The 24,213-nt window shown below is 71.0% G+C and carries 20 protein-coding genes; 13 read left to right on the top strand and 7 right to left on the bottom strand.

Annotated features, from left to right (window positions below):
• Positions 1 to 55: 55 nt before the first annotated feature.
• From C1N74_RS09585 to C1N74_RS09570, 4 genes are all read right to left on the bottom strand, one after another.
• The gene (locus C1N74_RS09585) at positions 56 to 949 is read right to left on the bottom strand and encodes a sugar ABC transporter permease (RefSeq protein ID WP_023950273.1); all 894 of its coding nucleotides are present in this window, start codon (positions 947 to 949) and stop codon (positions 56 to 58) included.
• The gene (locus C1N74_RS09580) at positions 949 to 2,577 is read right to left on the bottom strand and encodes an ABC transporter permease subunit (RefSeq protein ID WP_088380036.1); all 1,629 of its coding nucleotides are present in this window, start codon (positions 2,575 to 2,577) and stop codon (positions 949 to 951) included. The genes C1N74_RS09585 and C1N74_RS09580 overlap by 1 nt, the downstream gene beginning before the upstream one ends.
• A 61-nt stretch (positions 2,578 to 2,638) precedes the next feature.
• Positions 2,639 to 3,871 carry an extracellular solute-binding protein gene (locus C1N74_RS09575; RefSeq protein WP_023950275.1) on the bottom strand — a complete coding sequence of 411 codons (1,233 nt, stop codon included), beginning with the start codon at positions 3,869 to 3,871 and terminating at the stop codon, positions 2,639 to 2,641.
• A gap of 147 nt (positions 3,872 to 4,018) precedes the next feature.
• A complete protein-coding gene (locus tag C1N74_RS09570) occupies positions 4,019 to 6,040 on the bottom strand; it encodes a beta-galactosidase (RefSeq protein ID WP_137750415.1) in 2,022 nt (673 codons plus the stop codon).
• Positions 6,041 to 6,238: 198 nt separating this feature from the next.
• On the opposite strand from C1N74_RS09570, the gene C1N74_RS09565 reads away from it, so the two are divergent.
• From C1N74_RS09565 to C1N74_RS09555, 3 genes are read left to right on the top strand one after another with little or no spacing between them, the layout of a single operon-like run.
• Positions 6,239 to 7,255 carry a LacI family DNA-binding transcriptional regulator gene (locus tag C1N74_RS09565; protein WP_036304553.1) on the top strand — a complete coding sequence of 339 codons (1,017 nt, stop codon included), beginning with the start codon at positions 6,239 to 6,241 and terminating at the stop codon, positions 7,253 to 7,255.
• A 59-nt stretch (positions 7,256 to 7,314) separates the two neighbouring features.
• Positions 7,315 to 8,883, top strand: coding sequence for a methionine--tRNA ligase (metG, locus tag C1N74_RS09560; RefSeq protein ID WP_137750414.1), 1,569 nt, complete (start codon positions 7,315 to 7,317; stop codon positions 8,881 to 8,883).
• 2 nt (positions 8,884 to 8,885) lie between these two features.
• The gene (locus tag C1N74_RS09555; protein ID WP_023950281.1) at positions 8,886 to 9,824 is read left to right on the top strand and encodes a TatD family hydrolase; all 939 of its coding nucleotides are present in this window, start codon (positions 8,886 to 8,888) and stop codon (positions 9,822 to 9,824) included.
• Positions 9,825 to 9,828: 4 nt separating this feature from the next.
• Here the strand turns inward: C1N74_RS09555 and C1N74_RS09550 are convergent, their stop codons facing one another.
• Both C1N74_RS09550 and C1N74_RS09545 read right to left on the bottom strand, forming a co-directional pair.
• Positions 9,829 to 10,806 (bottom strand): LacI family DNA-binding transcriptional regulator, encoded by a 978-nt coding sequence (locus tag C1N74_RS09550; RefSeq protein WP_023950283.1) that lies wholly within the window; start codon positions 10,804 to 10,806, stop codon positions 9,829 to 9,831.
• Positions 10,803 to 12,119 carry a glutamyl-tRNA reductase gene (locus C1N74_RS09545; protein ID WP_023950285.1) on the bottom strand — a complete coding sequence of 439 codons (1,317 nt, stop codon included), beginning with the start codon at positions 12,117 to 12,119 and terminating at the stop codon, positions 10,803 to 10,805. The genes C1N74_RS09550 and C1N74_RS09545 overlap by 4 nt, the downstream gene beginning before the upstream one ends.
• A 116-nt stretch (positions 12,120 to 12,235) precedes the next feature.
• Here C1N74_RS09545 and hemE point away from each other — a divergent pair, with 116 nt between their 5' ends.
• From hemE to C1N74_RS09495, 10 genes are all read left to right on the top strand, one after another.
• On the top strand, positions 12,236 to 13,306 hold the full coding sequence (hemE, locus tag C1N74_RS09540) for a uroporphyrinogen decarboxylase (protein WP_258318038.1): 1,071 nt from the start codon (positions 12,236 to 12,238) through the stop codon (positions 13,304 to 13,306).
• Positions 13,303 to 14,706 (top strand): NAD(P)/FAD-dependent oxidoreductase, encoded by a 1,404-nt coding sequence (locus C1N74_RS09535; RefSeq protein ID WP_137750413.1) that lies wholly within the window; start codon positions 13,303 to 13,305, stop codon positions 14,704 to 14,706. Before hemE ends, C1N74_RS09535 begins: the two co-directional genes overlap by 4 nt.
• Positions 14,706 to 15,395 carry a hydrogen peroxide-dependent heme synthase gene (gene hemQ, locus C1N74_RS09530; protein ID WP_181405510.1) on the top strand — a complete coding sequence of 230 codons (690 nt, stop codon included), beginning with the start codon at positions 14,706 to 14,708 and terminating at the stop codon, positions 15,393 to 15,395. Before C1N74_RS09535 ends, hemQ begins: the two co-directional genes overlap by 1 nt.
• Positions 15,395 to 16,609, top strand: coding sequence for a ferrochelatase (locus C1N74_RS09525; RefSeq protein WP_064956458.1), 1,215 nt, complete (start codon positions 15,395 to 15,397; stop codon positions 16,607 to 16,609). The genes hemQ and C1N74_RS09525 overlap by 1 nt, the downstream gene beginning before the upstream one ends.
• Positions 16,606 to 17,586: a hydroxymethylbilane synthase gene (hemC, locus tag C1N74_RS09520; RefSeq protein WP_023950296.1), complete on the top strand. Its 981-nt coding sequence runs from the start codon at positions 16,606 to 16,608 to the stop codon at positions 17,584 to 17,586. The genes C1N74_RS09525 and hemC overlap by 4 nt, the downstream gene beginning before the upstream one ends.
• Positions 17,583 to 18,353: a uroporphyrinogen-III synthase gene (locus tag C1N74_RS09515; RefSeq protein ID WP_064956459.1), complete on the top strand. Its 771-nt coding sequence runs from the start codon at positions 17,583 to 17,585 to the stop codon at positions 18,351 to 18,353. Before hemC ends, C1N74_RS09515 begins: the two co-directional genes overlap by 4 nt.
• Positions 18,350 to 19,345, top strand: a complete 996-nt coding sequence (gene hemB, locus C1N74_RS09510) for a porphobilinogen synthase (protein WP_023950300.1) — start codon at positions 18,350 to 18,352, stop codon at positions 19,343 to 19,345. The genes C1N74_RS09515 and hemB overlap by 4 nt, the downstream gene beginning before the upstream one ends.
• Positions 19,342 to 20,661: a glutamate-1-semialdehyde 2,1-aminomutase gene (gene hemL / locus C1N74_RS09505; protein ID WP_023950302.1), complete on the top strand. Its 1,320-nt coding sequence runs from the start codon at positions 19,342 to 19,344 to the stop codon at positions 20,659 to 20,661. The genes hemB and hemL overlap by 4 nt, the downstream gene beginning before the upstream one ends.
• A 57-nt stretch (positions 20,662 to 20,718) precedes the next feature.
• Positions 20,719 to 21,564 carry a 16S rRNA (adenine(1518)-N(6)/adenine(1519)-N(6))-dimethyltransferase RsmA gene (gene rsmA, locus C1N74_RS09500; RefSeq protein ID WP_137750411.1) on the top strand — a complete coding sequence of 282 codons (846 nt, stop codon included), beginning with the start codon at positions 20,719 to 20,721 and terminating at the stop codon, positions 21,562 to 21,564.
• A 100-nt stretch (positions 21,565 to 21,664) separates the two neighbouring features.
• On the top strand, positions 21,665 to 22,585 hold the full coding sequence (locus tag C1N74_RS09495) for a phosphodiesterase (protein WP_023950306.1): 921 nt from the start codon (positions 21,665 to 21,667) through the stop codon (positions 22,583 to 22,585).
• Here C1N74_RS09495 and C1N74_RS09490 read toward each other — a convergent pair.
• The gene (locus tag C1N74_RS09490; protein ID WP_023950308.1) at positions 22,530 to 24,164 is read right to left on the bottom strand and encodes a stealth conserved region 3 domain-containing protein; all 1,635 of its coding nucleotides are present in this window, start codon (positions 24,162 to 24,164) and stop codon (positions 22,530 to 22,532) included. The genes C1N74_RS09495 and C1N74_RS09490 overlap by 56 nt on opposite strands.
• Positions 24,165 to 24,213 lie beyond the last annotated feature (49 nt).

Raw genomic sequence — 24,213 nt, 5'->3', positions numbered from 1 at the left:
CCGGCGAACGTGTACCGGGGACGGTGTGGTCTCGGCGCGAGGGTGCGTTCTCGCGTCAGCCCTTGACGGAGCCCGCGGTCAGCCCGCCGATGATGTACCGCTGGAGGCCGAGGAACAGAGCCAGCACGGGGATCGACGCGAGCACAGCACCCGCCGCGAAGAGGCCCCAGTTGCTCGCGAGCTGATTCGAGACCCACTGGAACATCCCGACGGCGAGGGTCCAGTTGTCCTGCGACACCAGCACGATCTTCGAGATGATGTAGTCGCCGAACGAGGCGATGAACGCCAGCAGCGCCACGACCGCGAGGATCGGCGTCACGAGCGGCATGATGATGCGCCAGAACACCTGAGCGTGTGTCGCGCCGTCGATCTTCGCCGACTCGTCGAGCTCCATCGGGATCGTGTTGAAGAACCCGTACATGAGGAACGTGTTCACACCCAGCGCGCCGCCGAGGTAGACGCAGATGAGCGCGAGCTTCGAGTTCAGACCGAGGGCGGGGAACACCTCGCCGAGGGCGAGGAGCATCAGGAAGATCGCGACGAACGCCAGCGCCTGCGGGAACATCTGGATGATGAGCAGCGACGTCAGGCCCGCGCGGCGACCGCGGAAGCGGAACCGCGAGAAGGCGTACGCCGCCGCGGCTCCCATCAGCACGGCCCCGACGGCCGATGCGCCGCTCACGATCAGCGTGTTGCCGTACCAGGTCCAGTACGACGTGCTGCCGAGCGAAGCGAAGTTCGCGAGGTCGAAGACGCCGAACAGCTGATTGCTCGCGGCCAGACTGCCCCGCGGGTTCAGGGCCGCCGAAACGACGTAGAGGAGCGGGAACATCGCGTAGAAGAGGATGACGAGCGCGACGAGGTACTTCCAGCCCACCTCGAGCACCCACCGGCGACGGCGAGCGCCGGCGCGGCTGGGCGGGGTGGCGACGGTGGTTGTTGCAGACATCACTGGTACTCCTCCAGCTTGCGGGTCTGGCGGAACGCCAGGGCGGAGATCACGCCGATCACGATGAACACGAGGATCGACAGGGCGCTGGCCAGGCCGTAGTCGGCAGCACCGCCCGAGACTCCCGAGATACGCCAGATCGCGGAGATCAGGATGTCGGTGGAGCCGAGCGCGTAGGGGGCGCCGGGGATCGCCGGCCCGCCGCTGTTGAACATGTAGATGACGGTGAAGTTGTTGAAGCTGAAGGCGAACGACGAGATCAGCAGAGGAGCCGTCGACACCAGCACGAGCGGCAGGACGATCGCCCGGAACTGCCGGAACCTGCCGGCGCCGTCGATCGATGCGGCCTCGAGACTGTCGGACGGCAACGCCTGCAGGGCACCCGTGCACACCAGGAAGTAGTACGGATACGTCAGCCAGACGTTCACGAACAGCACGGCGATGCGGGCGAGCCACGGGTCACCGAGCCAGTCGATGTTCGCGCCGCCGAAGAAGAACTCGTTGATGACCCCGAACTCGGCGTTGAACATGCCGCGGAACAGCAGGGCCGACATGAACGCCGGGAAGGCGTACGGGAGGATGAACAGCGTCCGTAGGATCTTCCGGCCCTTCACCCGCGGGTCGTTGAAGATGAGCGCCACGACGAGCCCCATCGCGAACGGGATGATGACCGAGAGCGCGGCCCACACGAACGTCCAGAGCGTCACCAGCGCGAGCGGCTCGAGGAGGCCCGGGTCGGTGACCAGCCGCAGGAAGTTGTCGAATCCGACGTTCACGACCCACCCGGTCGGGAGGGCCGCGCCGTCGGCGGAGACGAACTGGCCGTCGTCGGTCGCGGCGTAGACGACGCCGGATGCCGTGTCGGTGATGGTCTGCGCGTCGGCATCCCACGTCAGCGTCGAGAGGTAGACGGCTCCCGTCGAGCCGTCGCGCGTGCGGATCGAGCCGTCGTTCGGGTCGTCCGAGACCGGGACGCGCAGCTCGACGATCTGCTCCTGGAGGGCGGGGTCGCCGAGGAACGTGCCGCGGGGGACCACGTTCCAGCCGGGAACGTCGGTGGGAGCGCCCGAGCCGGATGCGTCACCGACGACTTCGAGCGGACGATCGGTGGCCCCGGCCTTGATCTCACCGTCGTCGACGATCGCGAAGCCGTATTCGCCGCCCTGCTCGACGACCGCCAGCGGGTACGACGGCGAGGTGTCGATGCGCCGCTCGCCCTGGGCGAGGGCCGCGGCCACCGCCTGGTCCTGCGAGCCGACGTGCCCGGCGCCGTAGTTCGTGAAGGCGATGTACGCCGTGTAGCCGAAGATGAAGACCTGGAAGACCAGCAGGAACGCCAGTCCCGGCAGCAGGTACTTCAGCGGCAGGGCGCGCTTGGTGAAATAGACGATGTCGGCGGCGATGAGCAGGACGGCCGCAGCGGTCGCGATGATCCACGACTCGGCTTGGACGGCGGCGAACACGCCCATGAGGCCGAAGGCGTTGACGATCGCCAGCAGCACGAGCTTCACGACGAAGCCCCAGCCGATGCCGGACCAGCGCCGCCCGTGCGGCTCGGACTGCTGCGACCGTTCGGGGGAGCGGCGCGGCGGTGCGCTCTCGCTCACGGTTCCCTGGGGGACCGACATGTGCATCTCCTTCACGAGAGGGGTCCGGGGGCGGAGCTGTGCGCTCCGCCCCCGGAGGGGATCAGCCGATCGCGGCCTGGACGTCGGTCACCATGGTGTTCCAGGTGCTGACGGGGTCGCCGCCCTTGATGATCTGCACCTGTGCGGCGTTCCACAGGTCCCAGACCGAACCCATCTCGGGGATCGAGGGCTGGGGCACGCCGTTCGCGGCGGAGGCGAGGAATCCGGCGACGATGGGGTCGGACGAGACCTCGGCGGCGAGGGTCTTCCACGCAGGCAGGCGCGGGTCGGCCTCGTAGAGGGCGCGCTGCGCGTCGTCGGTCGCGAGGTAGGTGGTCAGGAACTCCTGGGCGAGCAGTTTGTTCGCGCTCTCCGAGCTGATGTAGAAGCCCTGGACGCCCACGAACGGCGCTGCGGTCTCGCCGCCGGCCGAGGGGATCGGGTTGACCTTGACGTTCACACCGTTGGCCGTGAGCGTCTCGATGGCCCACGGGCCCTGCACCGTGTACGCGGCGGTGCCGGCGGCGAACAGCTCGTTGTTGGTGTCGTAGTCGATCGTGGTCGAGATCTCGCCCGAACCGGCCTCGCCGTGAGCGCCGAGCCACGTGGCGAATGCCTCGCCGCCCGCGCCGCCCATGCCGACCTCGTTCGTGTAGGAGCCCGAGGCGTCCTGCACGAAGACGGGCGCGCCGAACGACGTCTGGAAGCCGTACATCGTGTAGGCGTCGCCCTTCTGGCCCGCCGTGTTGATGACGAACGGACGCTCGGCGCCCGCAGCCTGGGCGCGGGCGATCATGTCGTCGAACGATGACGGTGCCTCTTCGCCCACGAGATCGGTGTTCTGCACGAGCGCGATCGTCTCGAGCGCGTACGGGAAGCCGTACAGCTGGCCGTCGTAGGTGAATGCGTCGACCGCGACCTTCTCGATCTGGTCGGCCTTGTCGCCGAGATCGATGGTGTCGACGACACCGGCCGAGACGAAGGAGCCGAGGAAGTCGTGGGCGCCCACGGTGATGTCGGGGCCCTCGCCCGTGGGCACCTGGTTGATGAAGTCGTTGCGGATGTCCTCGAAGTTCTTCTGGACCAGCTCGATCTTGGTGCCGGTCTCCTCTTCGAACGCCTTCGCCGCGGCCTCGATGGCCGGCGCGCGGTTGGCGTCGGTCCAGACGACGAGCGAGCCGCCGGAGCCTTCGGCGGCGTTGCCGCTCTCGCTGGGGGTGCTGCCGCCGGAGCAACCGGCGAGCAGGACGGTGGTCGCCGCGATGGCGACGATTCCGGTCCCGATCTTGCGCATGGATCTTCCTTCCGAAGTGGTCGATCGGAAGGGCCTCTCGCGAGGTCGCTCCGTCACGACCGGTGTGGATGCCGCCGCCGGGTGGCGTCGGCTTTCTCTCTCAGTGCCTGCCGCGAGACGTCGACTGTCTCTCGGTCGTGGGCGCGGTCATCGGCCGCTCCCGTGTGCTGTGCGCGGAGTGCGGATGACGGCGACGTCGCCCGCACTCACCTCCAGCGTGCCCCGGGCGGCGCGACCTGTCACCAGGTCGACGCCCTCCAGGGCGAGCTCAGCGTCCGTCGCCGCGTGGTTGATCGCGATGACGTAGTCGTCGGCGTCGCCGGTACGGCGGACGATCTCGAGGCCGGCCGGCGCGTCGAGCGGGGCGACGCCCGCGTCGGCGTACACCTCGGCCATGATGGCCGCGAGGCCCGCGGCATCCGGTCGCGTGCTCACGTACCAGCCGGTGCCGGCGCCGTGCCGCTTGCGCGTCACAGCGGGCATCCCCGTGCCCGGTCCGTCGACATAGGTCGCGCGGACCTCCGCCTCGGAGACGACGAGGTGCTCGTGCCAGATGTCGGCGGTGTGCGACGCGCCGCCGACATCGATCGTCGTGCTCACTCCGGCGCGCAGCGGCAGGTGCTCTTCGACGCGGATGCCGAGCGCCGGCTCGAGCGGAGCGGCGAAGCCCCCCGGGTGCACGGCGTCGTTCTCGTCGACGACGCCCGAGAAGAACGAGACGACCAGCGTGCCGCCGGCTTCGACATACCGGTTGAGGTTGTCGGCGTCGGCCTGGCGCAGAAGGTACTGCGCGGGCGCGATGACGAGCTTGTAGCCCGACAGGTCGTGACCCGGCAGGGCGAAGTCGACCGTGATGTTGTCGCGCCACAGACGCTCGTAGAACGCGCGGATGCGCTCGTCGTGCGACACGTCCTCCGACGGGCGCCATTCCAGATCCTGCGCCCAGAACGACTCGAAGTCCCACAGGATCGCGACGTCGGCGTGCACGCGCGAGCCGCGCACCTCGGCGAGCCGGTTCAGCTTCGCGCCGAGATCGACCACCTCGCGGAACACCCGCGACTCGGTGCCGGCGTGCGGGAGCATCGCCGAGTGGAACTTCTCGGCGCCCGACCGTCCGGCCCGCCACTGGAAGAAGAGGATGCCGTCTGCGCCGCGTCCGAGGTGCGACAGCGAGTTGCGCGCCATCTCGCCCGGGCGCTTGGCGATGTTCCGCGGCTGCCAGTTGACCGCCGAGGTCGAGTGCTCCATGAGGATCCAGGGTTTGCCGCCCCCGACCGAGCGGGAGAGGTCCGCGGCGATGGCCAGACCGATCTCGCCCTCGACGTCGGCGGCCCACAGGTAGTGGTCGTCCGAGACGATGTCGACCTCGCGCGCCCAGGCCCAGAGGTCGCAGCCGTGGTGCTGGTTGGCCATGAAGTTCGTCGTGACCGGGAGAGACGAGAAGCGCCGGATGGCGTCGCGCTCGGCGACGAAGCACGCGCGCAGCTGGGCGTCGGTGAACCGGGCGAAGTCGAGCCGCTGCGCCGGGTTCACGACCGACGGCGCTGCGGCCGGGACGCCCACGTGCTCCCACACGCCGTAGTGCTGGCCCCAGAACGCGGTGCCCCACGCCGCGTTGAGCGCGTCGAGCGAGCCGTACTTCTCTTGCAGCCAGGTGCGCCAGGCGCGCTGCGCGTGGGGGGAGTAGTCCTCGCCGACGGGAACGCCGTACTCGTTGTGCACGTGCCACATGACGACGGCCGGGTGGTCGGCGTACCGCTCGGCGAGCGTCGAGGCGATGCGGATGGCGGCCTCACGGTAAGCGGGTGCTGAGTGCGACGCCATGCCGCGCGAGCCGAAGCCCATCACCACGCCGTCGCGGTTGACCGCACGCGCATCGGGGTGCTCGGCGAAGAACCAGGCGGGCGGGGATGCCGTGGGGGTGCCGAGGTCGACGGCGATGCCGTTCTCGTGGAGCAGGCCGATGATCTCGTCGAGCCAGTCGAAGTCGAACACGCCTGCGCTGGTCTCGATGAGCGCCCACGAGAAGATGCCGACGCTGACCAGGTTCACCCCGGCCTCGCGCATGAGGCGGACGTCCTCGCGCCAGACCTCGCGGGGCCACTGCTCCGGGTTGTAGTCGCCGCCGTAGGCGATCCCGTCGATGGCCGGCCAAACGCTCGCAGGCATGAAACGCGTCCTCGTGTCTCTCGAATGCGCCGGTCGTACTGTGACCGGTCACAGGGTGTGCGACAACTGTAAGCGAGCCCGTCACCCAGAACACGCGTCGTTACCGAACTGTGACCGGTCCCAGGTCGCCTGCCACGCTCGGCTCCTCCTGGCGGCGCGTGCCGACCGGGCAGTGCTGTGCGGAGTAGGCTCACCGACGTGAACGGCTCCACCGGCGCGTCGCGCAAACCGACCATCCGCGACGTCGCGGCAGCGGCCGGCGTTTCGCACGGCACCGTGTCGCGCGTGATCAACGGCGGGCACTGGGTCTCGCCCGAGGCCCGCGACGCCGTCGACCGGGCGATCCGCGAGACCGGCTACACCGCCAACCATGCCGCCCGCAGTCTGGCGACCGGGCGATCGAACTCGCTGGCCTTCCTGCTCACCGAGCCTCAGCACCTGCTCTTCGCCGACCCGACCTTCGCGCTGCTCCTGCGCGGAGCCACCGAGGCGCTCGCGCAGCGCTCGATGACCCTCGTGCTCATGATCGCCGACACCGCCGCGGAGCGGGCGAACGTCGAGCGCTACGTGCGCGCGGGTCACGTCGACGGCGTGCTCCTCATCTCGTCGCACGAGTCGAACCCGCTGCTCGCCTCCCTCATCGCCGCGGGGGTCCCCACCGTCTGCACCGGCGTGCCGCTCGGCGACCGCGCCCACGTCCCCACCGTGTCGGTGGACGAGCAGGAGTCGGCGCGGACCATGACGCGCCACCTGCTCTCGCGCGGCCACCGCCGGATCGCCGTGATCACCGGCCCCGACGACACCCCGGGCGGCCGGTACCGCCTGCAGGGCTTCCGCGAGGAGATGGGCGACCTGTTCGACCCCGAGCTCGTCGAGCAGGACGTCTACTCGAGCGACGCCGGTTCGGCGGCGATGACGCGACTGCTCGAGCGCGCGCCCGACATCGACGCCGTCTTCGCGGCATCCGATGTCATGGCGGTCGGCGCGATCGCCGCCATCCGCCGCAGCGGACGACGGGTCCCCGACGACATCGCCGTCGCCGGCTTCGACGACTCGGGCCTCGCGGCGACGCACGATCCGCCGCTGACCACGATGCGGCAGCCGTGGAACGAGATCAGCTCGGCCATGGTCGACATGGTGCTGCAGGTGATCGCCGGCGGCGACCCGGAGCCGCTCGTGCTCCCGACATCCCTCATCGTGCGCGAGACCGCGTGACGCTCCGTCGCCGCGACACACGGCACCGGCGGTCCGCGCACTCGAACTAGAATCTCGGGGTGAGCAACGGCCGCAGTTTCTACATCACCACGCCGATCTACTACCCGAGCGACCTGCCCCACATCGGGCACGGCTACACGACGGTGGCGGTGGACACGCTCGCGCGCTGGCACCGCCAGGCGGGCGACGACACGTGGATGCTGACGGGGACCGACGAGCACGGCCAGAAGATGCTCCGCGCCGCGGCGGCGAACAACGTCACCGCTCAGGAGTGGGTCGACAAGCTCGTCGAGGAGTCGTGGTTCCCGCTGCTGCGCACCCTCGACGTCGCGAACGACGACTTCATCCGCACGACGCAGGAGCGTCACGAGGAGCGCGTGAAAGTCTTCGTGCAGACGCTGTTCGACCGCGGATACATCTACGCGGGCGAGTACGCGGCGCTGTACTGCGTCGGCTGCGAGGAGTTCAAGCCCGAGGCCGAGATCGTGAACGGCACCGGCGCCTTCGAGGGACTCAAGGTCTGCGCGATCCACTCGAAGCCGCTCGAGCTGCTGCAGGAGAAGAACTACTTCTTCAAGCTCAGCGAGTTCCAGGACCGCCTGCTCGAGCTGTACAAGACCGTCCCCGACTTCGTGCGTCCCGAGTCGGCGCGCAACGAGGTCGTCTCGTTCGTGAAGTCGGGGCTGAAGGACCTCTCGATCTCGCGGTCGGCGTTCGACTGGGGGATCACGGTTCCCTGGGACCCGTCGCACGTCATCTACGTGTGGGTCGACGCGCTGCTCAACTACGCCACCGCGATCGGGTACGGCACCGACCCCGACGAGTTCGCGCGCCGCTGGCCCGCGTATCACGTCGTCGGCAAGGACATCCTGCGGTTCCACGCGGTGATCTGGCCCGCCATGCTGATGGCGGCCGGACTCGACGTGCCCCGCGGCGTCTTCGCGCACGGCTGGCTGCTCGTCGGCGGCGAGAAGATGTCGAAGTCTAAGCTCACCGGCATCGCCCCGACCGAGATCACCGACGTGTTCGGCTCGGACGCCTACCGCTTCTACTTCCTCTCCGCGATCGCGTTCGGCCAGGACGGGTCCTTCTCGTGGGAGGACCTCTCCGCGCGCTACCAGGCCGAGCTCGCCAACGGGTTCGGCAACCTCGCGTCGCGGACGATCGCGATGATCGAGCGCTACTTCGAGGGCATCGTTCCGCCGCCGGCCGAGTACACCGAGGGCGACCTCGCGATCCAGCGCGTCGTGGCCGAGGCCGCCGATGCCGCGGATGCCGCCATGGAGCGGTTCCGGCCCGATGAGGCGATCGGAGCCATCTGGGCGATCGTCGATGCGCTCAACGGCTACATCACCGAGAACGAGCCGTGGGCCCTCGCGAAGGACGACGCCCAGCGTGCGCGACTCGGCACCGTGCTGTACACGGCCGCGGAGGGGCTGCGCGCCCTCGCGGTGCTGCTGTCTCCCGTGATGCCCGAGTCGACCGGCAAGCTCTGGGTGGCGCTCGGCATCGACGCACGGCTCGAGGACCAGCCGCTGCGGGAGGCGGGCAGCTGGGGTGTGCTCCCCGCTGGAACGACGGTCAACGGCCTCGCCCCGCTGTTCCCCCGAGTCGAGCAGCCCGCCTGAGCATGGTCGACTCGCCGAAGAACGCGGATCCGGCCGACTCGACACCGTCGCTTCGTGGCGAGTCGACGGATGACGTGTCTCAGTATGTGCGGCAGCGATCCCAGGCGGCGAGGGATGTGCGCTGGCCGGAGGCGCCGGAACCGCTGACGGTGCCGGTGTACGACAACCACACGCACCTCGAGATCGAGGATGGCGACGAGCCCCGCTCGCTGGACGAGCAGCTCGAGCTCGCTGCATCCGTCGGGGTGATCGGCGTCGTCCAAGCCGGCGGCGACATCGAGTCGTCGCGGTGGTCGGCGTGGGCGGCGGCATCCCACCCGCGCGTGCTCGCCGCCGTCGCCATCCATCCGAACGAGGCGCCCTTGTACGCCGAGGCCGGCCGCCTCGACGAGGCCGTCGCCGTCATCGACGAGCTGGCGGCGCAGCCCCGCGTGCGGGCGATCGGCGAGACGGGCCTCGACTTCTTCCGCACCGAGAAGGACGGGCTGCCCGCCCAGTTCGAGAGCTTCGAGGCGCACATCGAGCTCGCGAAGAAGCACGGCATCGCGATGCAGATCCACGACCGCGACGCGCACGATGCGGTCCTCGAGACCCTCGAGCGCGTCGGTGCTCCCGCGCGCACCGTCTTCCATTGCTTCTCGGGCGACGCCGACATGGCGCGGATCGCCGCCGACCGCGGCTACTGGCTGAGCTTCGCCGGGAACGTGACCTTCAAGAACGCGCAGAACCTGCGCGACGCCCTCGCGGTCACGCCGCGCGAGCGGATCCTGGTCGAGACCGACGCACCTTTCCTGACGCCGACCCCGCACCGGGGGCGGCCCAACGCGCCGTACCTGATCCCCGTGACGCTTCGCTTCATCGCGGCCGAGCTGGGAATCGACGTCGACGAGCTGTCGGCTCAGATCGCCGCGAACACGCTCGAGGTCTACGGCGAGTTCTGAAGCCTCAGCGCGTCGACGAGCCGCGCACGATCTCCCAGGGCAGATCGATGACATCGGGTGCCCCGGCGTCGCGGATGCTGCTGAGGGCCTGGAACATCGCGGCGGGAGCGAGCTCCGGGTGCACGCAGACGTGCGTGACACCGAGCCGCGTGTTGACGGCGCAGTCGCTCGTGCAGAGGGCGACGAACTGCATGTCGCGCGGGATCACGAAGTCCATCTCCTCGAGCTGCAGGTAGATGGCCGGGCCTTCCTCGGCGAACGAGAAGATCGCGTCGGCGCCCGCGTCGCGCAGCTCGCCGACCCGGCGGGGGAGCGCGCCGTGCTCGGCATCGAGGTAGGCCACGAGCGGGTCGCGACCGCGCACGGTGCTCCACGCGCGGTACGCGGTCTCGCCGATCTCGTCGCGGGGCGAGCCCGCATCGTCGACGAGGAACCCGATACGCCGCGCCCCGCCGGCCTCGAGCAGGGCGAGGGCGGCGCGCACCGCTTCGTCGTAGCCGGTGCGGACGGTGATCGACAGCTCGGTGTCGACGTAGAGGTCGTTCGTGGCGACGGGGATGCCGCGGGCGATGGCCTCGCGCAGCAGCAGATCGTCGGCGGCCACCTCGGCGAAGTAGACGACGTCGATCTGCGCGCCGCGCAGCAGGTCGGGCCGCGCGGCGGGCAGCATCGTGACCGTGAAGCCCTGATCGGCTGCAGCGCTGACGAGCGCGCCGATGTGCCGGCTGCGATGCAGTGCACCGCGCTTGGACAGGTCGAGCTCGGCATCCTGGGGAACGACGAAGCCCACCGACATCGTGCGGCCGCTCCGCAGCGCCGCGGCGTACTTGTTGGGCTGGTATCCGAGCTCGGCCGCGATCGCCTTGATGCGCTCGCGCGTCTCGGGACGCAGGCTCCCGCGATCGTTGAGGGCCTGACTGATGGCGGCCGTGGAGACACCCGCGCGCAGCGCGATGTCTTTCAGGGTCACCTGCCGCGTCATGACCGGCCGACTCCGGCTTGCGCGCCACCCGGGGCGCGCTCGGTCGGAACGGCGCCGGTGGTCGTGGACGCCTCGGCCGCAGCCGGGAACACGGTCGCCACCGCATCGGCCCAGGCCGCACCCGAGCCGGAGGACGCGAGGGTGTGACCCTGGGCGATGAGACGGTGCAGCAGCACACCCGAGAAGTGGCGCAGTGCGGCCTCGACCTGGGGGGACTCGCCGCGCAGCCGTGCACGCTCGAGCTCGTCGTCGAGGATGCCCGTGATGTATCCGCGCATCGCCACGACCGACGGCGCGACCTCGTGCACGCGCCGCGCCGCCGCGTGGCGGGCCGCAGCGCCGGCGACGATCTCGCGTGCCTCGTCGAGCGTGGCGAACTCGTCGATCGGGGCGTGGATGCGGATGGTCTCGAGATCGAGCAGCTCGATGTCGGCGACGTCGCGGAGGGCGGGGTCGACATTGCGGGGCAGCCCGAGGTCGATGATCAGCTGCGTGCGATCGGCGCCGGCCCGGCGGGCGGCGTGCTCGGCGGCGGTGAGCGCATAGGTGTCGGTGGTCGTCGTGCAGGTCACGATGACGTCGGCAGCGGCCGCCTCTTCGGCGTAGTGCTCGGCGTCGACGGCGACGAGGTGCTCGCGCTGGGCGAAGCGGCTGCGGCCCGAGCGAGAGTGCACGCGGACGTCGACGGCGCCCTTGTCGCGCAGCGCGGCGAGGGATGCCGCGGCGTAGCGGCCGGTGCCCACCAGCAGCACGCGCGCCGCGGACCAGTCCGCCACGCGCGAGGACGCGAGCTCGAGGGCGAGTCGCACGAGCGAACGGCCCGACTCCCCGATGCGCGTGCTGTTCTTCACGGCGCGTGAGGTCTCGGTGGCCCGCTGGAAGAGGTGCTCGAGGGGAGCGGTGGTCAGCCCGCCCCGTCGCGCGTCGTCGAGCGCGCGACGCACTTGGCCGGCGATCTCGTCCTCGCCGACGGCGACCGAGTCGAGGCCGGACGCCACGGAGAAGAGGTGATGAGCGACCTTGTTGCCGTGGGCGAAGTCGACCGTCTCGCGGACGGTTCGGTACGGCAGATCGCTCAGCTTCGCGATCTCTTCCATCGCGGCGTCCATCGCCGGGATCGTCGAGGGGAAGTCGGCGTCGTCGCGCAGGTCGAAGTACGCCTCGAAGCGGTTGCAGGTCGCCAGGACGACAGCACCCTGGATGGCGTCATGGGCCTCTGTCAACCGGGTGCCGACTTCGTCTCCGATGACGGAGAGTCGCTCGAGTGAAGCGAGCGGCGTGGAGCGCTGATGCGCGGTGAGAGCGACGAGCACGTGCGGAAGAACCCCCTGGAATCGTGACTAGTATATCGATTAACTCATTCGAGGAGATCATCATTCCGGCATCCGCCCACCCTCTCGTCACGCACGCCACCGGCTCGAGCCGGCTCGTGCGCACCCTGCTCGGCGAACGCGTCGAGAAAACCCCCGTCTGGTTCATGCGCCAGGCCGGCCGGTCGCTGCCCGAATACCGTGCGCTGCGCTCGCAGGGCACGATGCTCGACGCCTGCCTGACGCCCGAGCTCGCCAGCGAGATCACGCTCCAGCCCGTGCGCCGCCACGGCGTCGACGCGGCGATCTTCTTCAGCGACATCATCGTGCCGCTGGCGATCCTCGGCATCGAGGTCGAGATCGCGGCCGGGCGCGGCCCCGTCTTCGCCCAGCCGCTGCGCACGGCGGCCGACATCGCCCGCGCGGTCGAGATCGATCCCGCTCTCGTGCGCGAGCGCGGCGAGGCGATCGCCCGCGCCGTGGAGCTGACGACCGGGATGCTGGCCGAGGAGTCCGAGTCGCGCGGCGAGCCGCTGCCGCTCATCGGCTTCGCCGGTGCCCCGTTCACCCTCGCCGCCTACCTCGTCGAGGGAGGGCCGTCGAAGGATCATCTGGCCGCCCGCCGCCTGATCCACGAAGACCCGGCTGCCTGGCGAGCGCTGACGGAGTGGCTCGCCCGCGTGACGGGGGAGTTCCTCGCGCTGCAGGTCGAGTCCGGCGCCAGTGCCGCGCAGCTGTTCGACTCGTGGGCGGGGGGCCTGCCGCCCGAGGACTACCGTGTGGCGGCGCTGCCGGCATCCGCGGCCTCTTTCGAAGCCGTGCGCGCGCTCCCGGTCCCCGCCGGCGCGGGCATCGATCACATCCCGCTCGTGCACTTCGGTGTCGGGACGGGCGAGATCCTGCGTGACATGGCCTCGATCGGCATCGACGCCCTCGGAGTCGACTACCGCGTGCCCCTCGACGAGGCCGATCGTCGGGTCGGCGGCGACCTGACGCTGCAGGGCAACCTCGACCCCGCCTTGCTCTTCGCTCCGGCCGAGGTCCGCGACGCGGCGATCGCGCGCATCCTCGAGGCCGGGCGCGCCGCACGCGCACACGTGTTCAACCTGGGTCACGGAGTGCCCATGGAGGCGGATCCCGACGCGATCAGCTCCGTCGTGCGCACCGTCCACGCGTGGCGGTCGGCATGACCGTCGAGACCGACGTCGTCATCGTCGGGGCCGGCATCGCCGGGCTCGTCGTCGCGCTCGAGGCCGTGACCGCGGGAGCACGCGCGACTGTCGTCGAATCCGACGATCAGATCGGCGGGATGCTGCGCCGCGGGCGCATCGCGGGGGTCGACATCGACCTGGGGGCGGAGTCCTTCGCGAAGCGCACCGACGCGGTGCCGCGACTCATCGCCGACTTCGCCCTGCCGCTCGAGGTCGTCGCACCGCGGTCGGGGCCCGCGCACCTGGTATCGCAGCACGGCGTCGGCCTGCCCGGCGCCCGGTGGAGCCGGCTGCCCCTGCCGAGACGGACGGTCATCGGCATCCCGGCCGACCCGCTGGCACCCGACGTCGTCGCGATCGTCGGCGACCGCGCCGCCGAGCGAGCTGCCGCCGAGGTTCTGGACGCGCCCGTCGATCCCACCGCTTCGCTCGCCGACGTCGTCGAAGAGCGCCTCGGCGAAGGGCTCCTCCGCGACCTCGTGGATCCGCTCTGCCGCAGCATCTACTCGCAGCCCGCCGCGGCCGTTCCGCTCCCGCGTCTTCACCCGAAGATGTGGGAGGCGTTCGAGCGCACGGGCTCGTTGCTGGCAGCAGCTGCGGAGGTCGCCCCGAACGCTCCGGGCGGAACCGCCGTCGGGGGAATCGCCGGAGGAATGTGGCGGCTCGCCGACGCCGTCGCACGCCTCGCCGCCGAACGCGGCGCGGTGATCCGCACCGGCACCGCGGTCGGCCGGGTCGACCCGGCATCCGGTCCCGGCGTCGCGGTGACGCTCGCGGACGGCGAGACGATCCGCGCCGATCACGTCGTCATCGCAACCGGCCCGCGGGGTGCCGCGAATCTGCTCGGGCGAGACAGCCGCGCCATCGATGCGGGGGCGACAGCGCCGATCCAGCCCGCGGTCCGCCTGCTCACCGCGGCGGTCACCTCCGACGACCTGTCTGCGGAGCCCGTCGGATCGGGCGTCATCGTCGCTCCGGGTACCTGTACCGCGGCCAAGGCCCTGACCCACATCGACGCGAAGTGGGCCTGGGCGCGAGAAGCGCTGCCGGAGGGGACGCACCTCGTCCGCCTCTCGGCGCGCGCCGACGACACCGCGGGCCTCGACTCCGCCGCGGCCGTGGCGCGCGAGATCTCCCACCTCACGGGCGCTCGCGTCGATCGCGGTGACATCGGAGAGATCCTGACGACCCGGTGGCGCGACGCCGTCGTGCCGGCCGAGTCCGACTCCTGGACGGCGACGGTGATGGATGCCGCGGCCCGCGGCATCCACGTCACCGGAGCCGTCGCGGCCGGTACCGGGCTCGCCTCGGTCATTCCGCACGCCCGCGCGCTGGCCCATGAGCTCTTCGCTGTTCCCTCCGTTCGAAAGGAGTCCTGATGACCGAACAGATCCCGCTCGGTTACACCCTCTTCGCGATCCTCGCCGGTCCGCGACCGCGTCACCAGGCGCCCACCGACGCCGACCTCGCCGAGCTCGAGCGTGTCGTCGCCGGGCTGCCCGAGGCCGGCGTCACGGTGCGCGGACTGTACGACGTCACCGGCATGCGCGCGGGCGCCGAGCTGATGGTGTGGCTGCACACGGCTTCCGGCTCGGACGACGATCCGGCGGCTCTGCAGCGCGCGCTGCGCGAACTGCGCCGAACGGCGGCCCTCGCCGCCTTCGACCTCGAATGGAGCGCCATGGGCGTTCATCGCGAGGCGGAGTTCAACAAGCGGCACGTTCCCGGCTACCTCCGCGGCGAGCCCGCCCGCGACTGGCTGTGCCTCTACCCGTTCGTGCGCAGCTACGAGTGGTACCTGCTGCCCGAGGAGGAGCGTTCGGCGATGCTCGCCCAGCACGGCCGCCGCGGTGCGAAGTTCTCGGACGTCATCGCCAACACCGTCTCGACCTTCGCCCTGAGCGACTACGAGTGGCTGCTGCCGCTCGAGAGCGACGAGCTGATCAGCCTCGTCGACCTCATGCGCGACCTGCGCGCCACCGATGCGCGGCGTCACGTCCGCGAAGAGGTGCCCTTCTACACCGGACGACGCGTCGAGGTGTCCGAGCTGGCGGAGGTGCTGTCCTGATGAGCGCGAACGAGTTCCGTCCCAAGCCCCCGCGTGCCCAGAGCGCCCCGCCGTGTGCGCCCGGCTGCGCGGTTCCCGCCGCCGGTCCCGCGTCGTGCGGGGGAGCACCCCACGTGAGCGAGCCCACGTCGTACGACGCGCTCCTCCTTCTCGGCTTCGGCGGCCCCGAGGGCCAGGACGACGTCCTGCCATTCCTGCGCAACGTCACGGCTGGTCGCGGCATCCCCGACGAGCGCCTCGAAGAGGTCGCCCACCACTACCGTCACTTCGGCGGGGTGTCTCCCATCAACCAGCACAACCGCGAGCTGAAGGCCGCCCTCGAGACGGAGATCGCCGCGCGCGGCCTCGGCCTGCCGGTCTACTGGGGCAACCGCAACTGGATGCCGTACGTCGACGACGCGCTGCGCGAGCTGCACGCCGATGGGCACCGTCGCGTCATCGCGATCGCCACCAGCGCCTACAGCTCGTACTCCTCGTGCCGCCAGTATCGCGAAGACCTGGCCGACGCCATGGAAGCGACGGGACTGGCGGGCGAGGTCGAGATCGACAAGGTCCGGCAATTCTTCGACCACCCCGGATTCGTCGCCCCCTTCGTCGACGGCATCCGCGACGGACTCGCGAAGGTGCGCGAGCGCGGCATCGCCGACGAGGACATCGAGATCCTCTTCTCGACGCACTCGATCCCGAACTCCGACGCCGACCGTTCCGGCCCGCCCGAGCGCGGCTTCGGCCCCGGTGGCGCGTACGTCGCCCAGCACACCGCGGTCGCCGAGGCGATCGTCGCCGAGCTCGGCACGACGAGCCCCTGGCAGCTGGTGTTCCAGAGCCGGTCGGGCCCGCCGTCCGTGCCGTGGCTCGAGCCCGACATCAATGACGCGATCTCCGAGCTTCCCGCCGCGGGGCGCAAGGCGGTGCTGATCGTGCCGCTCGGGTTCGTCAGCGACCACATGGAGGTGCTCTGGGACCTCGACACCGAAGCGATGGAGACGGCCGAGGAGCACGGACTGTTCGCGGTGCGCACCGCGTCGCCCAGCACGCACCCGGCCTACGTGGCGGGTCTGGTCGACCTCGTCGAGGAGCGGCTCAAGGGCACACCCGCCGACGAGCGCCCCGCCGTGACCTCGCTGGGGCCCTGGTACGACGTATGCCGACCGGGATGCTGCGAGAACAAGCGTCTGGGCTTCCAGCCGGCGCTCGCGGGGGTGGCGCCGTGACAGCCGGCACTCACGCCGCCGACGCGACCGACGTCCCCGTCCTGCGTCTCGGGACCCGCGCGAGCCTGCTCGCCACGACCCAGTCGCGCCATGTCGCCGACGCGATCACCGATGCGACCGGCATCCCCGTCGAGCTCGTCGAGATCACGACGGACGGTGATGTGCTGACCGGCTCGCTCGCGCAGATGGGCGGTACCGGTGTGTTCGCCACCGCCCTGCGCGAGGCTCTGCTGCGGGGCGACTGCGACCTCGTCGTGCACTCGATGAAGGACCTTCCCACCGCGCCCTACCCCGGACTGACCATCGGGGCGGTGCCGCCACGGGCCCCGCAGCGCGACGTGCTCTGCGGGCCGACCGCCCAGACGACCCTCGACGGACTGCCCGAGGGGGCCGTCATCGGCACCGGGTCGCCGCGCCGCGTCGCCCAGGTGCTGCGCCGCCGACCCGACCTGCGCGTGCGCGACATCCGCGGGAACATCGACACGCGTCTGCGGAAGATGCGCGACGGCGACTACGACGCCATCGTCCTCGCCGAGGCGGGACTGCGGCGCATCGAGCGCGACGGCGCCATCGGCGAGGTCTTCGGGCTCGACCGGTGGCCGACGTCGGCCGGGCAGGGAGCGCTCGCGGTCGAGATCCGCACGGTCGACCTCGACGGGCCCATCGGCCGCGCGGTCGCGCTGATCGACGACGCCGAGTCGTCCTCGCGCGCCCTCCTCGAGCGCGCGGTCCTCCGCCGACTCGAGGCCGGATGCGCCGCGCCGGTCGGGATCTCGGTCACCGGGCTCGCAGCCGAGTCCGTCTTCGTCGCCGAGGTGTACGCGCCCGGGGGCGACCGCACGGTGCGCGCCCAGCGTGCCCTGCGCGCCGACCTGACCTCCGAGGGCGAGCGTGAGTCGGTCGCCGCCGACGTCGTCGCCGAGCTGCTGGACGGCGGTGCTGCGGACATCGCCGATCTGCCGGGGACGAGCCGATGACGGGCGGTCTCAGCGGGCGCCGCATCCTGATCCCCCGCGGGGGAGCCTGGGGTGAGCGCGTGCGCGCCGAGGTCGAGCGCCGCGGCGCGACGGGTGTGATCGCACCCCTCATCGAGTCGCGGCCCCCACGCGACCTCGCGGCCCGCGACGCGGCCTTCGCCGCTCTGGCGGCGGGGGAGTACGCCTGGGTCTTCATCACGAGCGCGGCCACCGTCGAGCAGCTCGTCGCGCAGCGCGTGAGCATCCCGATCGGAACACGCATCGCCGCCGTCGGGCGGCCGACCGCGCGCGCCGTCGCCGACGCGGGCTTCGAGGTCGAGTTCGTGCCGGTGGGCACCTCGTCCGCGACGAACATGATCGCCCAGTGGTGCGCCGGTCGCTCACCGCGATCGACGGGGCGCTGTCTCGTGCTCCGCTCGGATCTCGCGATGGCCGTCATCAGCGACGAGCTCGAGCTCCAGGGCTACGAGGTCGACGTCTGCATCGCGTACCGGACGGTGGGGGTCGATCTGACCCCCGAGATCGCCGAGGAGGTGCGCACCGGGAGGATCGACACCGTCCTGCTCACGTCGCTGAGCGTCGGGCGCGAGCTCCGCCGCCAGGTCGGCATCCCCGGGCGCGAGGTGTTCATCGCCTCGATCGGCCCCGGCACCACGCGCGACGCCGAGAAGCTCGGCTACACCGTGCAGCACACCGCACATTCGCAGAGCGTCGACGCCCTCATCGCAGAGCTCGACGCGCGACCCGCACCAGAGGATTCCCCATGAGCACCTTCCCCGAGCGGCGCCTGCGTCGCACGCGTCGCACCCCTGCGATGCGCCGCCTCTCGACCGAGCACCACCTCGTCGCCGCGCAGCTCGTGCTGCCGGTCTTCGTGAAGGAGGGCATCGACCAGGCCTTGCCGATCGCCAGCATGCCGGGCGTCATGCAGCATCCGATCGAGGCCATCGCGAGCGTCGTGACGGATGCCGCGGACGCGGGCGTCGGCGGCATCATGCTGTTCGGCGTGCCCGCCGTCCGAGACGCCGAGGGCTCGGGGGCGGTCGCTGAGGACGGCATCCTCAACCGTGCGATCCGTGTGGCGCGCGACGCGGCGCAGGGACGCATCACGGTGCAGGCCGACCTGTGCCTCGACGAGTTCACCGATCACGGGCACTGCGGCCTGCTCGCCGCCGACGGCTCGGTCGACAACGACGCGACTCTGGAGGTCTATGCCCGGATGGCGCTCGCCCAGGCCCGGGCCGGCGCCGAAGTGCTGGGGCTGTCGGGGATGATGGACGGCCAGGTGGCCGTCATCCGAGCCGCGCTCGACGAGGCCGGACACAGCGACGTCGCGCTGCTGGCCTACTCCGCGAAGTACGCCTCGGCCTACTACGGGCCGTTCCGCGACGCCGTCGAGTCGACCCTGCAGGGCGACCGTCGCACCTACCAGCTCGATCCCGCCAACGGGCGAGAGGGCGTGGCCGAGGCGATGCAGGACATCGCCGAGGGTGCCGACTACGTCATGGTCAAGCCCGCCGGCCCCTACCTCGACGTGCTCGCTCGTGTCGCCGATGCCGCGACGGTGCCCGTGTGGGCGTACCAGGTGTCGGGGGAGTACGCGATGATCGAGCTCGCTGCCCGCGCCGGTGCGATCGACCGCGAGCGCACGATCGCCGAGTCGCTCGTAGGCATCCGGCGCGCCGGCGCCGACGTCATCCTCACCTACTGGGCCCGCGAGGTGGCCGATTGGCTCCGCGCCGGAAAGGACTTCGCATGACCCGCAACGACGAACTGTTCGACCGTGCCCGGGCGGTCATCCCCGGCGGCGTGAACTCGCCGGTCCGCGCTTTCGGATCGGTGGGCGGCACGCCCCGTTTCTACGTGTCGGCGACCGGCCCCTATGTCACCGACGCGGAGGGGCGTGATTACGTCGACCTCGTCGCCAGCTGGGGCCCGGCGCTGGTCGGTCACGCGCATCCCGAGGTCATCGACGCCGTCGTCGACGCCGCTCGACGCGGTCTGTCGTTCGGCGCATCGACACCCGCCGAGACCGAGCTGGCGGAGGAGATCCGTCGCCGGGTGCCGATCGCCGAGAAGATCCGCCTCGTCTCGACGGGCACGGAGGCGACCATGACCGCCATCCGTCTCGCGCGCGGGGCGACCGGGCGCGATCTGCTCGTGAAGTTCTCGGGTCACTACCACGGCCACTCCGACGGCCTGCTGGCGCAGGCCGGCTCCGGGCTCGCGACCCTCGCACTGCCGGGATCCGCGGGCGTCCCCGCCCCCATCGCCGCGCAGACCCTCGTGGTGCCCTACAACGACCGTGCCGCTCTCGAAGCCGTCTTCGCCGAGCACGGCGCGAACATCGCCGCGGTGATCACCGAGGCCGCCGGCGCGAACATGGGCGTCGTCCCGCCCGCGCCGGGCTTCACGACCTTCCTGCGCGAGCTGACGAACCGCCACGGCGCGCTGCTCATCAGCGACGAGGTCCTGACCGGGTTCCGCTCGGGGCCGTCGGGATACTGGGGAGTCCTGCGCGAGGCGGGGGAGGACGTCGCGCCCGATCTGCTGACCTTCGGCAAGGTCGTCGGCGGCGGCCTCCCCGTCGCCGCGCTGGCGGGACGCGCCGAGATCATGGATCTGCTGGCGCCCCTCGGGCCGGTGTACCAGGCCGGCACGCTCTCGGGCAATCCCGTCGCTGTCGCCGCGGGGCTCGCGACGCTCCGCCTCGCCGACTCGGACGTCTACGCCCGCATCTCGCGAGCGGCCGACACGGTCTCGGTCGCGGCCTCGGCCGCGCTCGATGCCGCCGGTGTGCCGCACGTGGTCCAGCGGGCCGGGACGCTCTTCAGCGTCTTCTTCGGCTCGGCGGTCGTCGCGGGCGTCCCCGACTACGAGACGGCGACGCGTCAGGATGCCGGGGCTTATGCGGCCTTCTTCCACGCCATGCTCGAGGCGGGGGTGTCGCTTCCCCCCTCGGCGTTCGAGGCGTGGTTCCTCACGGCAGCGCACGACGACGTCGCCCTCGGCCGCATCCTCGAGGCGCTGCCCGGCGCCGCGCGGGCTGCCGCCGCCGCATCCGCCGACGCATGAGCCGCGCGTCGCGTCGTCCGTGGGGCGGCGCGGCGCGGCGCAACTAGGCTGGTCCTCATGCCTGTGACCCTGCTCGGTGCCGCCGAGATCCGCGCCCTCGCGGCCGAACTCGACGTGACTCCGACCAAGAAGCTCGGGCAGAACTTCGTCGTCGACGCCAACACCGTCCGCAAGATCGTGCACGCGGCGCGCGTCCAGCCGGGCGAGCGCGTCGTCGAGATCGGCCCGGGGCTGGGCTCGCTGACGCTCGCGATCCTCGAAGCGGGTGCGCGTGTCACGGCCGTCGAGATCGACCACCGCCTCGCCGCGCACCTGCCGGTCACCGCGGCTCGGCACGGCGTCGAAGCCGATGCGCTGACGGTCGTCGACGCCGATGCGCTCCGGGTGACCGAGCTGCCGGGTGAGCCGTCGGTGCTCGTGGCGAACCTGCCCTACAACGTCAGCGTGCCCGTGCTGCTGCACTTCCTCGAGACCTTTCCGTACCTGCAGCGCGGTGTCGTGATGGTCCAGGCCGAGGTCGCGGAACGGCTCGCCGCCGCGCCCGGCTCGAAGATCTACGGCTCGCCGAGCGCGAAGGCCGCGTGGTACGGATCGTGGCGCCTCGCCGGGACGGTGTCGCGGCAGGTGTTCTGGCCCGTTCCCAACGTCGACAGCCTGCTGGTCGCCTTCGAGCGGGACGCCGAGCCCCGCGGCGACGACGACCTCCGCCGCCGCACCTTCCAGATCATCGACGCCGCGTTCGGACAGCGCCGCAAGATGCTCCGTCAGGCGGTCTCACCGCTGTTCGGCGGCACCGCGGCGACGGCGTCCGCCGCTCTCGAGGCCGTCGGCATCGACCCGACCCTGCGCGGCGAGCAGCTCACGATCGACGATTTCGTACGGCTGGCGGCATCCGTTCACTGAATGATCATCAGCGCGTCATCGGGTTCTCCCGAAACATGCCGGTAACATTCGGGGCGAGCCGCGAGCGCCGCGGCGAGCATCACCCGACCCGGAAGAGACGATGCGAAGCGCCGAGTACCCGGCACCCGAGAGGGTGCTGCTGCACCTGAGCGACACCCACTTGCGAGCCGCCGGCTCGCAGCTCTTCGACCGCGTCGACGCGGCCGCGCACCTGCGCCGAGCCCTCGACGCGATCGAGGCGGCGGCCCTCCGTCCCGACGGGATCGTCTTCACCGGCGACCTCGTCGACCTCGGCGAGCGCGGCGCCTATGCCGAGCTGCGCGACCTGGTCGAGCCGTTCGCCGAGCGCCTCGAGACGCGCGTGTTCTGGGTGATGGGCAATCACGACGACCGTGCCGGCTTCCGCGAGACGCTGTGGCGCGAGTCCGGCACCGCTGAGGCGGCCGACCGGGTCGACGAGATCGACGGGCTCCGGCTCATCACGCTCGACACGAGCGTTCCCGGCTCACACCACGGCGAAGTGCGCCCCGCGCAGCTCGCGTGGCTGCGCGAGGTGCTCTCGACGCCCGCGCCGCTCGGATCGATCCTCGCGATGCACCACCCGCCGGTGCCCAGCGTGCTGCCGCTGGCCGCGAGCGTCGAGCTGCGCGACCAGCGCTCGCTCGCCGCCGTCCTGGCCGGATCCGACGTCCGCGCCATCATCGCCGGGCACCTGCACTACTCGACCTTCGCGACCTTCGCCGGTATCCCGGTCTCGGTGGCTTCGTCGACCTGCTACGCGCAGGACCTCACGGTCCCGGTGGGCGGTACCCGCCCGCAGGACGGCGCCCAGTCGTTCAACTTCGTGCACGTCTACGACGACACGGTCGTGCACTCGGTGGTGCCGATCGACGCGCCGACGACGCTGGAGTACACCGACGCCGGCGAGGCCCAGCGGCGACTGGCCGAGGCCGGGATCGCTCCCGTCAGCGCTTCACGCCGGAGCGCGCCGCCGACGCGTCCCGTACCCGTCCTTCGCTGACGGCCGGGATCTCCCACGGCGCCCGGATCGGGAACATCCGCTCCAGCACGTCGCGCAGCGACGCCACGCGGATCTCTTCGGGTACCTCGGTCTCGCCGCCGTCGTTCAGGCAGAACATGTCGATGTCGCGGCGCTTCGCGAGACGCTCCATCCCGGCGAGCGAACGCGCGAGGGTGGTCTGCACGTACCGTGTGCGCGGCACCGACGTCGGCAGTGCACGCCCGGTGAACATCGCGTAATAGTGGTACAGCGAGTTCGTCACCGAGATGTCGGTCGCGGCGCGGAAGCGGGATGCCGCGGTGCGGCGGAAGTCCTCGGGGAAGGTCTCCTCGAGCTCCTGCATCACACTGCGGCGCAGCGGAGCGGCGCAGTGCTCCAGGTCGCGGACGATGACGCGGCCGAACCGCTCCTGCAGGAGGGCACGGTTGACGCGCAGGCCGTTGTCGTGACCCGACCGCTCGAGCCGCGGGTCGCCCGAGCCGATGCGAACGTCGCATTCGACGAACGACGAGACGCCGCCGGGCGAGAAGAACAGCTCGGGGTGCACCGGGCGACCGAAGAACATGTCGTCGTTCGAGTACAGGAAGTGCTCCGCGAGCCCCTCGATGCGGTGCAGCTGCGCTTCGACGGCGTGGGAGTTGTGCGTCGGTAGCGTAGACGGATCGGCGAAGAACTCCTCGCTGCGAACGATCGTCACCTTCGGGTGGTCGGCGAGCCATGCGGGGGCGGGGGAGTCGGTCGCGATGAAGATGCGGCGGACCCAGGGCGCGTACATGTGGACGCTGCGCAGCGCGTAGCGCAGCTCGTCGACGTGGCGGTACCGGGCCGGGCCGTCGTCGCCCTCGCCGACGACGTACTCCGACAACTGCGCCGCGCGCTGCCGCTGGAACTCGCTCGCCGAGCCGTCGACCCACGAGAACACCATGTCGACGTCGTGGGTGATCTCGCGGGGGTGGGGGTCGAGCATGCCCGCGACGGTCTGCCACTCGCGGCCGTACCGGGTCGCCGTGACGATGTCCACGTCCTGAGCGGGCGTGATGCGCCGCATGAGCGCGTTGGCCTGCGGGGCCTCCACGGAGGTCTCGCCGAAACGCCAGAACTCCACCCGCACGCCGTACTCGTGGTCGTAGCGCCGGCCTCCCGTCGCGGTCACTCGCGGACGGTACGCGCGGAGGGCGTGCGGCGCGGAGTCGGGGATGACGGCGTCGGCAGCGAACACCGGAGCCGTTCCCTTCGCCTTCAGATACAGCGGCTCGCGCCGACCGAGAGTGCGCAGTGCCGTCGCCGTCCGCTCCGCGTCCGCGAGGTCGATCGCGAGCGCGGGGGTGTGGAGATCGTGACGGATCATCAGCACGCGGATGCCGGCGGCGTCGAACGCCTCCGCGAGCAGCAGCAGATCCGCGGTGCGGGCGGCTTCGGGTGTCGTCGTGTCGTGGACCAGGCGCAGAACGCCCTCGTCGAAGACGACGTCGTCGCGTTGCGCGGGCAGATCGATCCAGGGGTTCTCGCGGCGGGGCAGAGCGGAAAGGGCCAGGGTTTCCTCCTCGGGGAAAGATGTCTTCTTAGGCAGAGTAGACATTCTCCGTTACATCGGTGTTTCCGTGCACCTCGGATATCCCTGCGGGGGC

The organism is Microbacterium sp. SGAir0570, assembly GCF_005491085.2.
GTDB lineage: Bacteria > Actinomycetota > Actinomycetes > Actinomycetales > Microbacteriaceae > Microbacterium > Microbacterium arborescens.
This window is presented reverse-complemented; position numbering and strand designations above follow the sequence as displayed.

Excerpts from the sequence above, each read along its gene's own strand:
- C1N74_RS09585 (WP_023950273.1), bottom strand. The coding sequence starts at position 949 with ATGTCTGCAACAACCACCGTCGCCACCCCGCCCAGCCGCGCCGGCGCT.
- C1N74_RS09580 (WP_088380036.1), bottom strand. The coding sequence starts at position 2,577 with ATGTCGGTCCCCCAGGGAACCGTGAGCGAGAGCGCACCGCCGCGCCGC.
- C1N74_RS09575 (WP_023950275.1), bottom strand. The coding sequence starts at position 3,871 with ATGCGCAAGATCGGGACCGGAATCGTCGCCATCGCGGCGACCACCGTC.
- C1N74_RS09570 (WP_137750415.1), bottom strand. The coding sequence starts at position 6,040 with ATGCCTGCGAGCGTTTGGCCGGCCATCGACGGGATCGCCTACGGCGGC.
- C1N74_RS09555 (WP_023950281.1), top strand. The coding sequence starts at position 8,886 with ATGGTCGACTCGCCGAAGAACGCGGATCCGGCCGACTCGACACCGTCG.
- C1N74_RS09550 (WP_023950283.1), bottom strand. The coding sequence starts at position 10,806 with ATGACGCGGCAGGTGACCCTGAAAGACATCGCGCTGCGCGCGGGTGTC.
- C1N74_RS09535 (WP_137750413.1), top strand. The coding sequence starts at position 13,303 with ATGACCGTCGAGACCGACGTCGTCATCGTCGGGGCCGGCATCGCCGGG.
- hemQ (WP_181405510.1), top strand. The coding sequence starts at position 14,706 with ATGACCGAACAGATCCCGCTCGGTTACACCCTCTTCGCGATCCTCGCC.
- C1N74_RS09525 (WP_064956458.1), top strand. The coding sequence starts at position 15,395 with ATGAGCGCGAACGAGTTCCGTCCCAAGCCCCCGCGTGCCCAGAGCGCC.
- C1N74_RS09515 (WP_064956459.1), top strand. The coding sequence starts at position 17,583 with ATGACGGGCGGTCTCAGCGGGCGCCGCATCCTGATCCCCCGCGGGGGA.
- hemB (WP_023950300.1), top strand. The coding sequence starts at position 18,350 with ATGAGCACCTTCCCCGAGCGGCGCCTGCGTCGCACGCGTCGCACCCCT.
- hemL (WP_023950302.1), top strand. The coding sequence starts at position 19,342 with ATGACCCGCAACGACGAACTGTTCGACCGTGCCCGGGCGGTCATCCCC.
- rsmA (WP_137750411.1), top strand. The coding sequence starts at position 20,719 with ATGCCTGTGACCCTGCTCGGTGCCGCCGAGATCCGCGCCCTCGCGGCC.
- C1N74_RS09495 (WP_023950306.1), top strand. The coding sequence starts at position 21,665 with ATGCGAAGCGCCGAGTACCCGGCACCCGAGAGGGTGCTGCTGCACCTG.
- C1N74_RS09490 (WP_023950308.1), bottom strand. The coding sequence starts at position 24,164 with ATGTCTACTCTGCCTAAGAAGACATCTTTCCCCGAGGAGGAAACCCTG.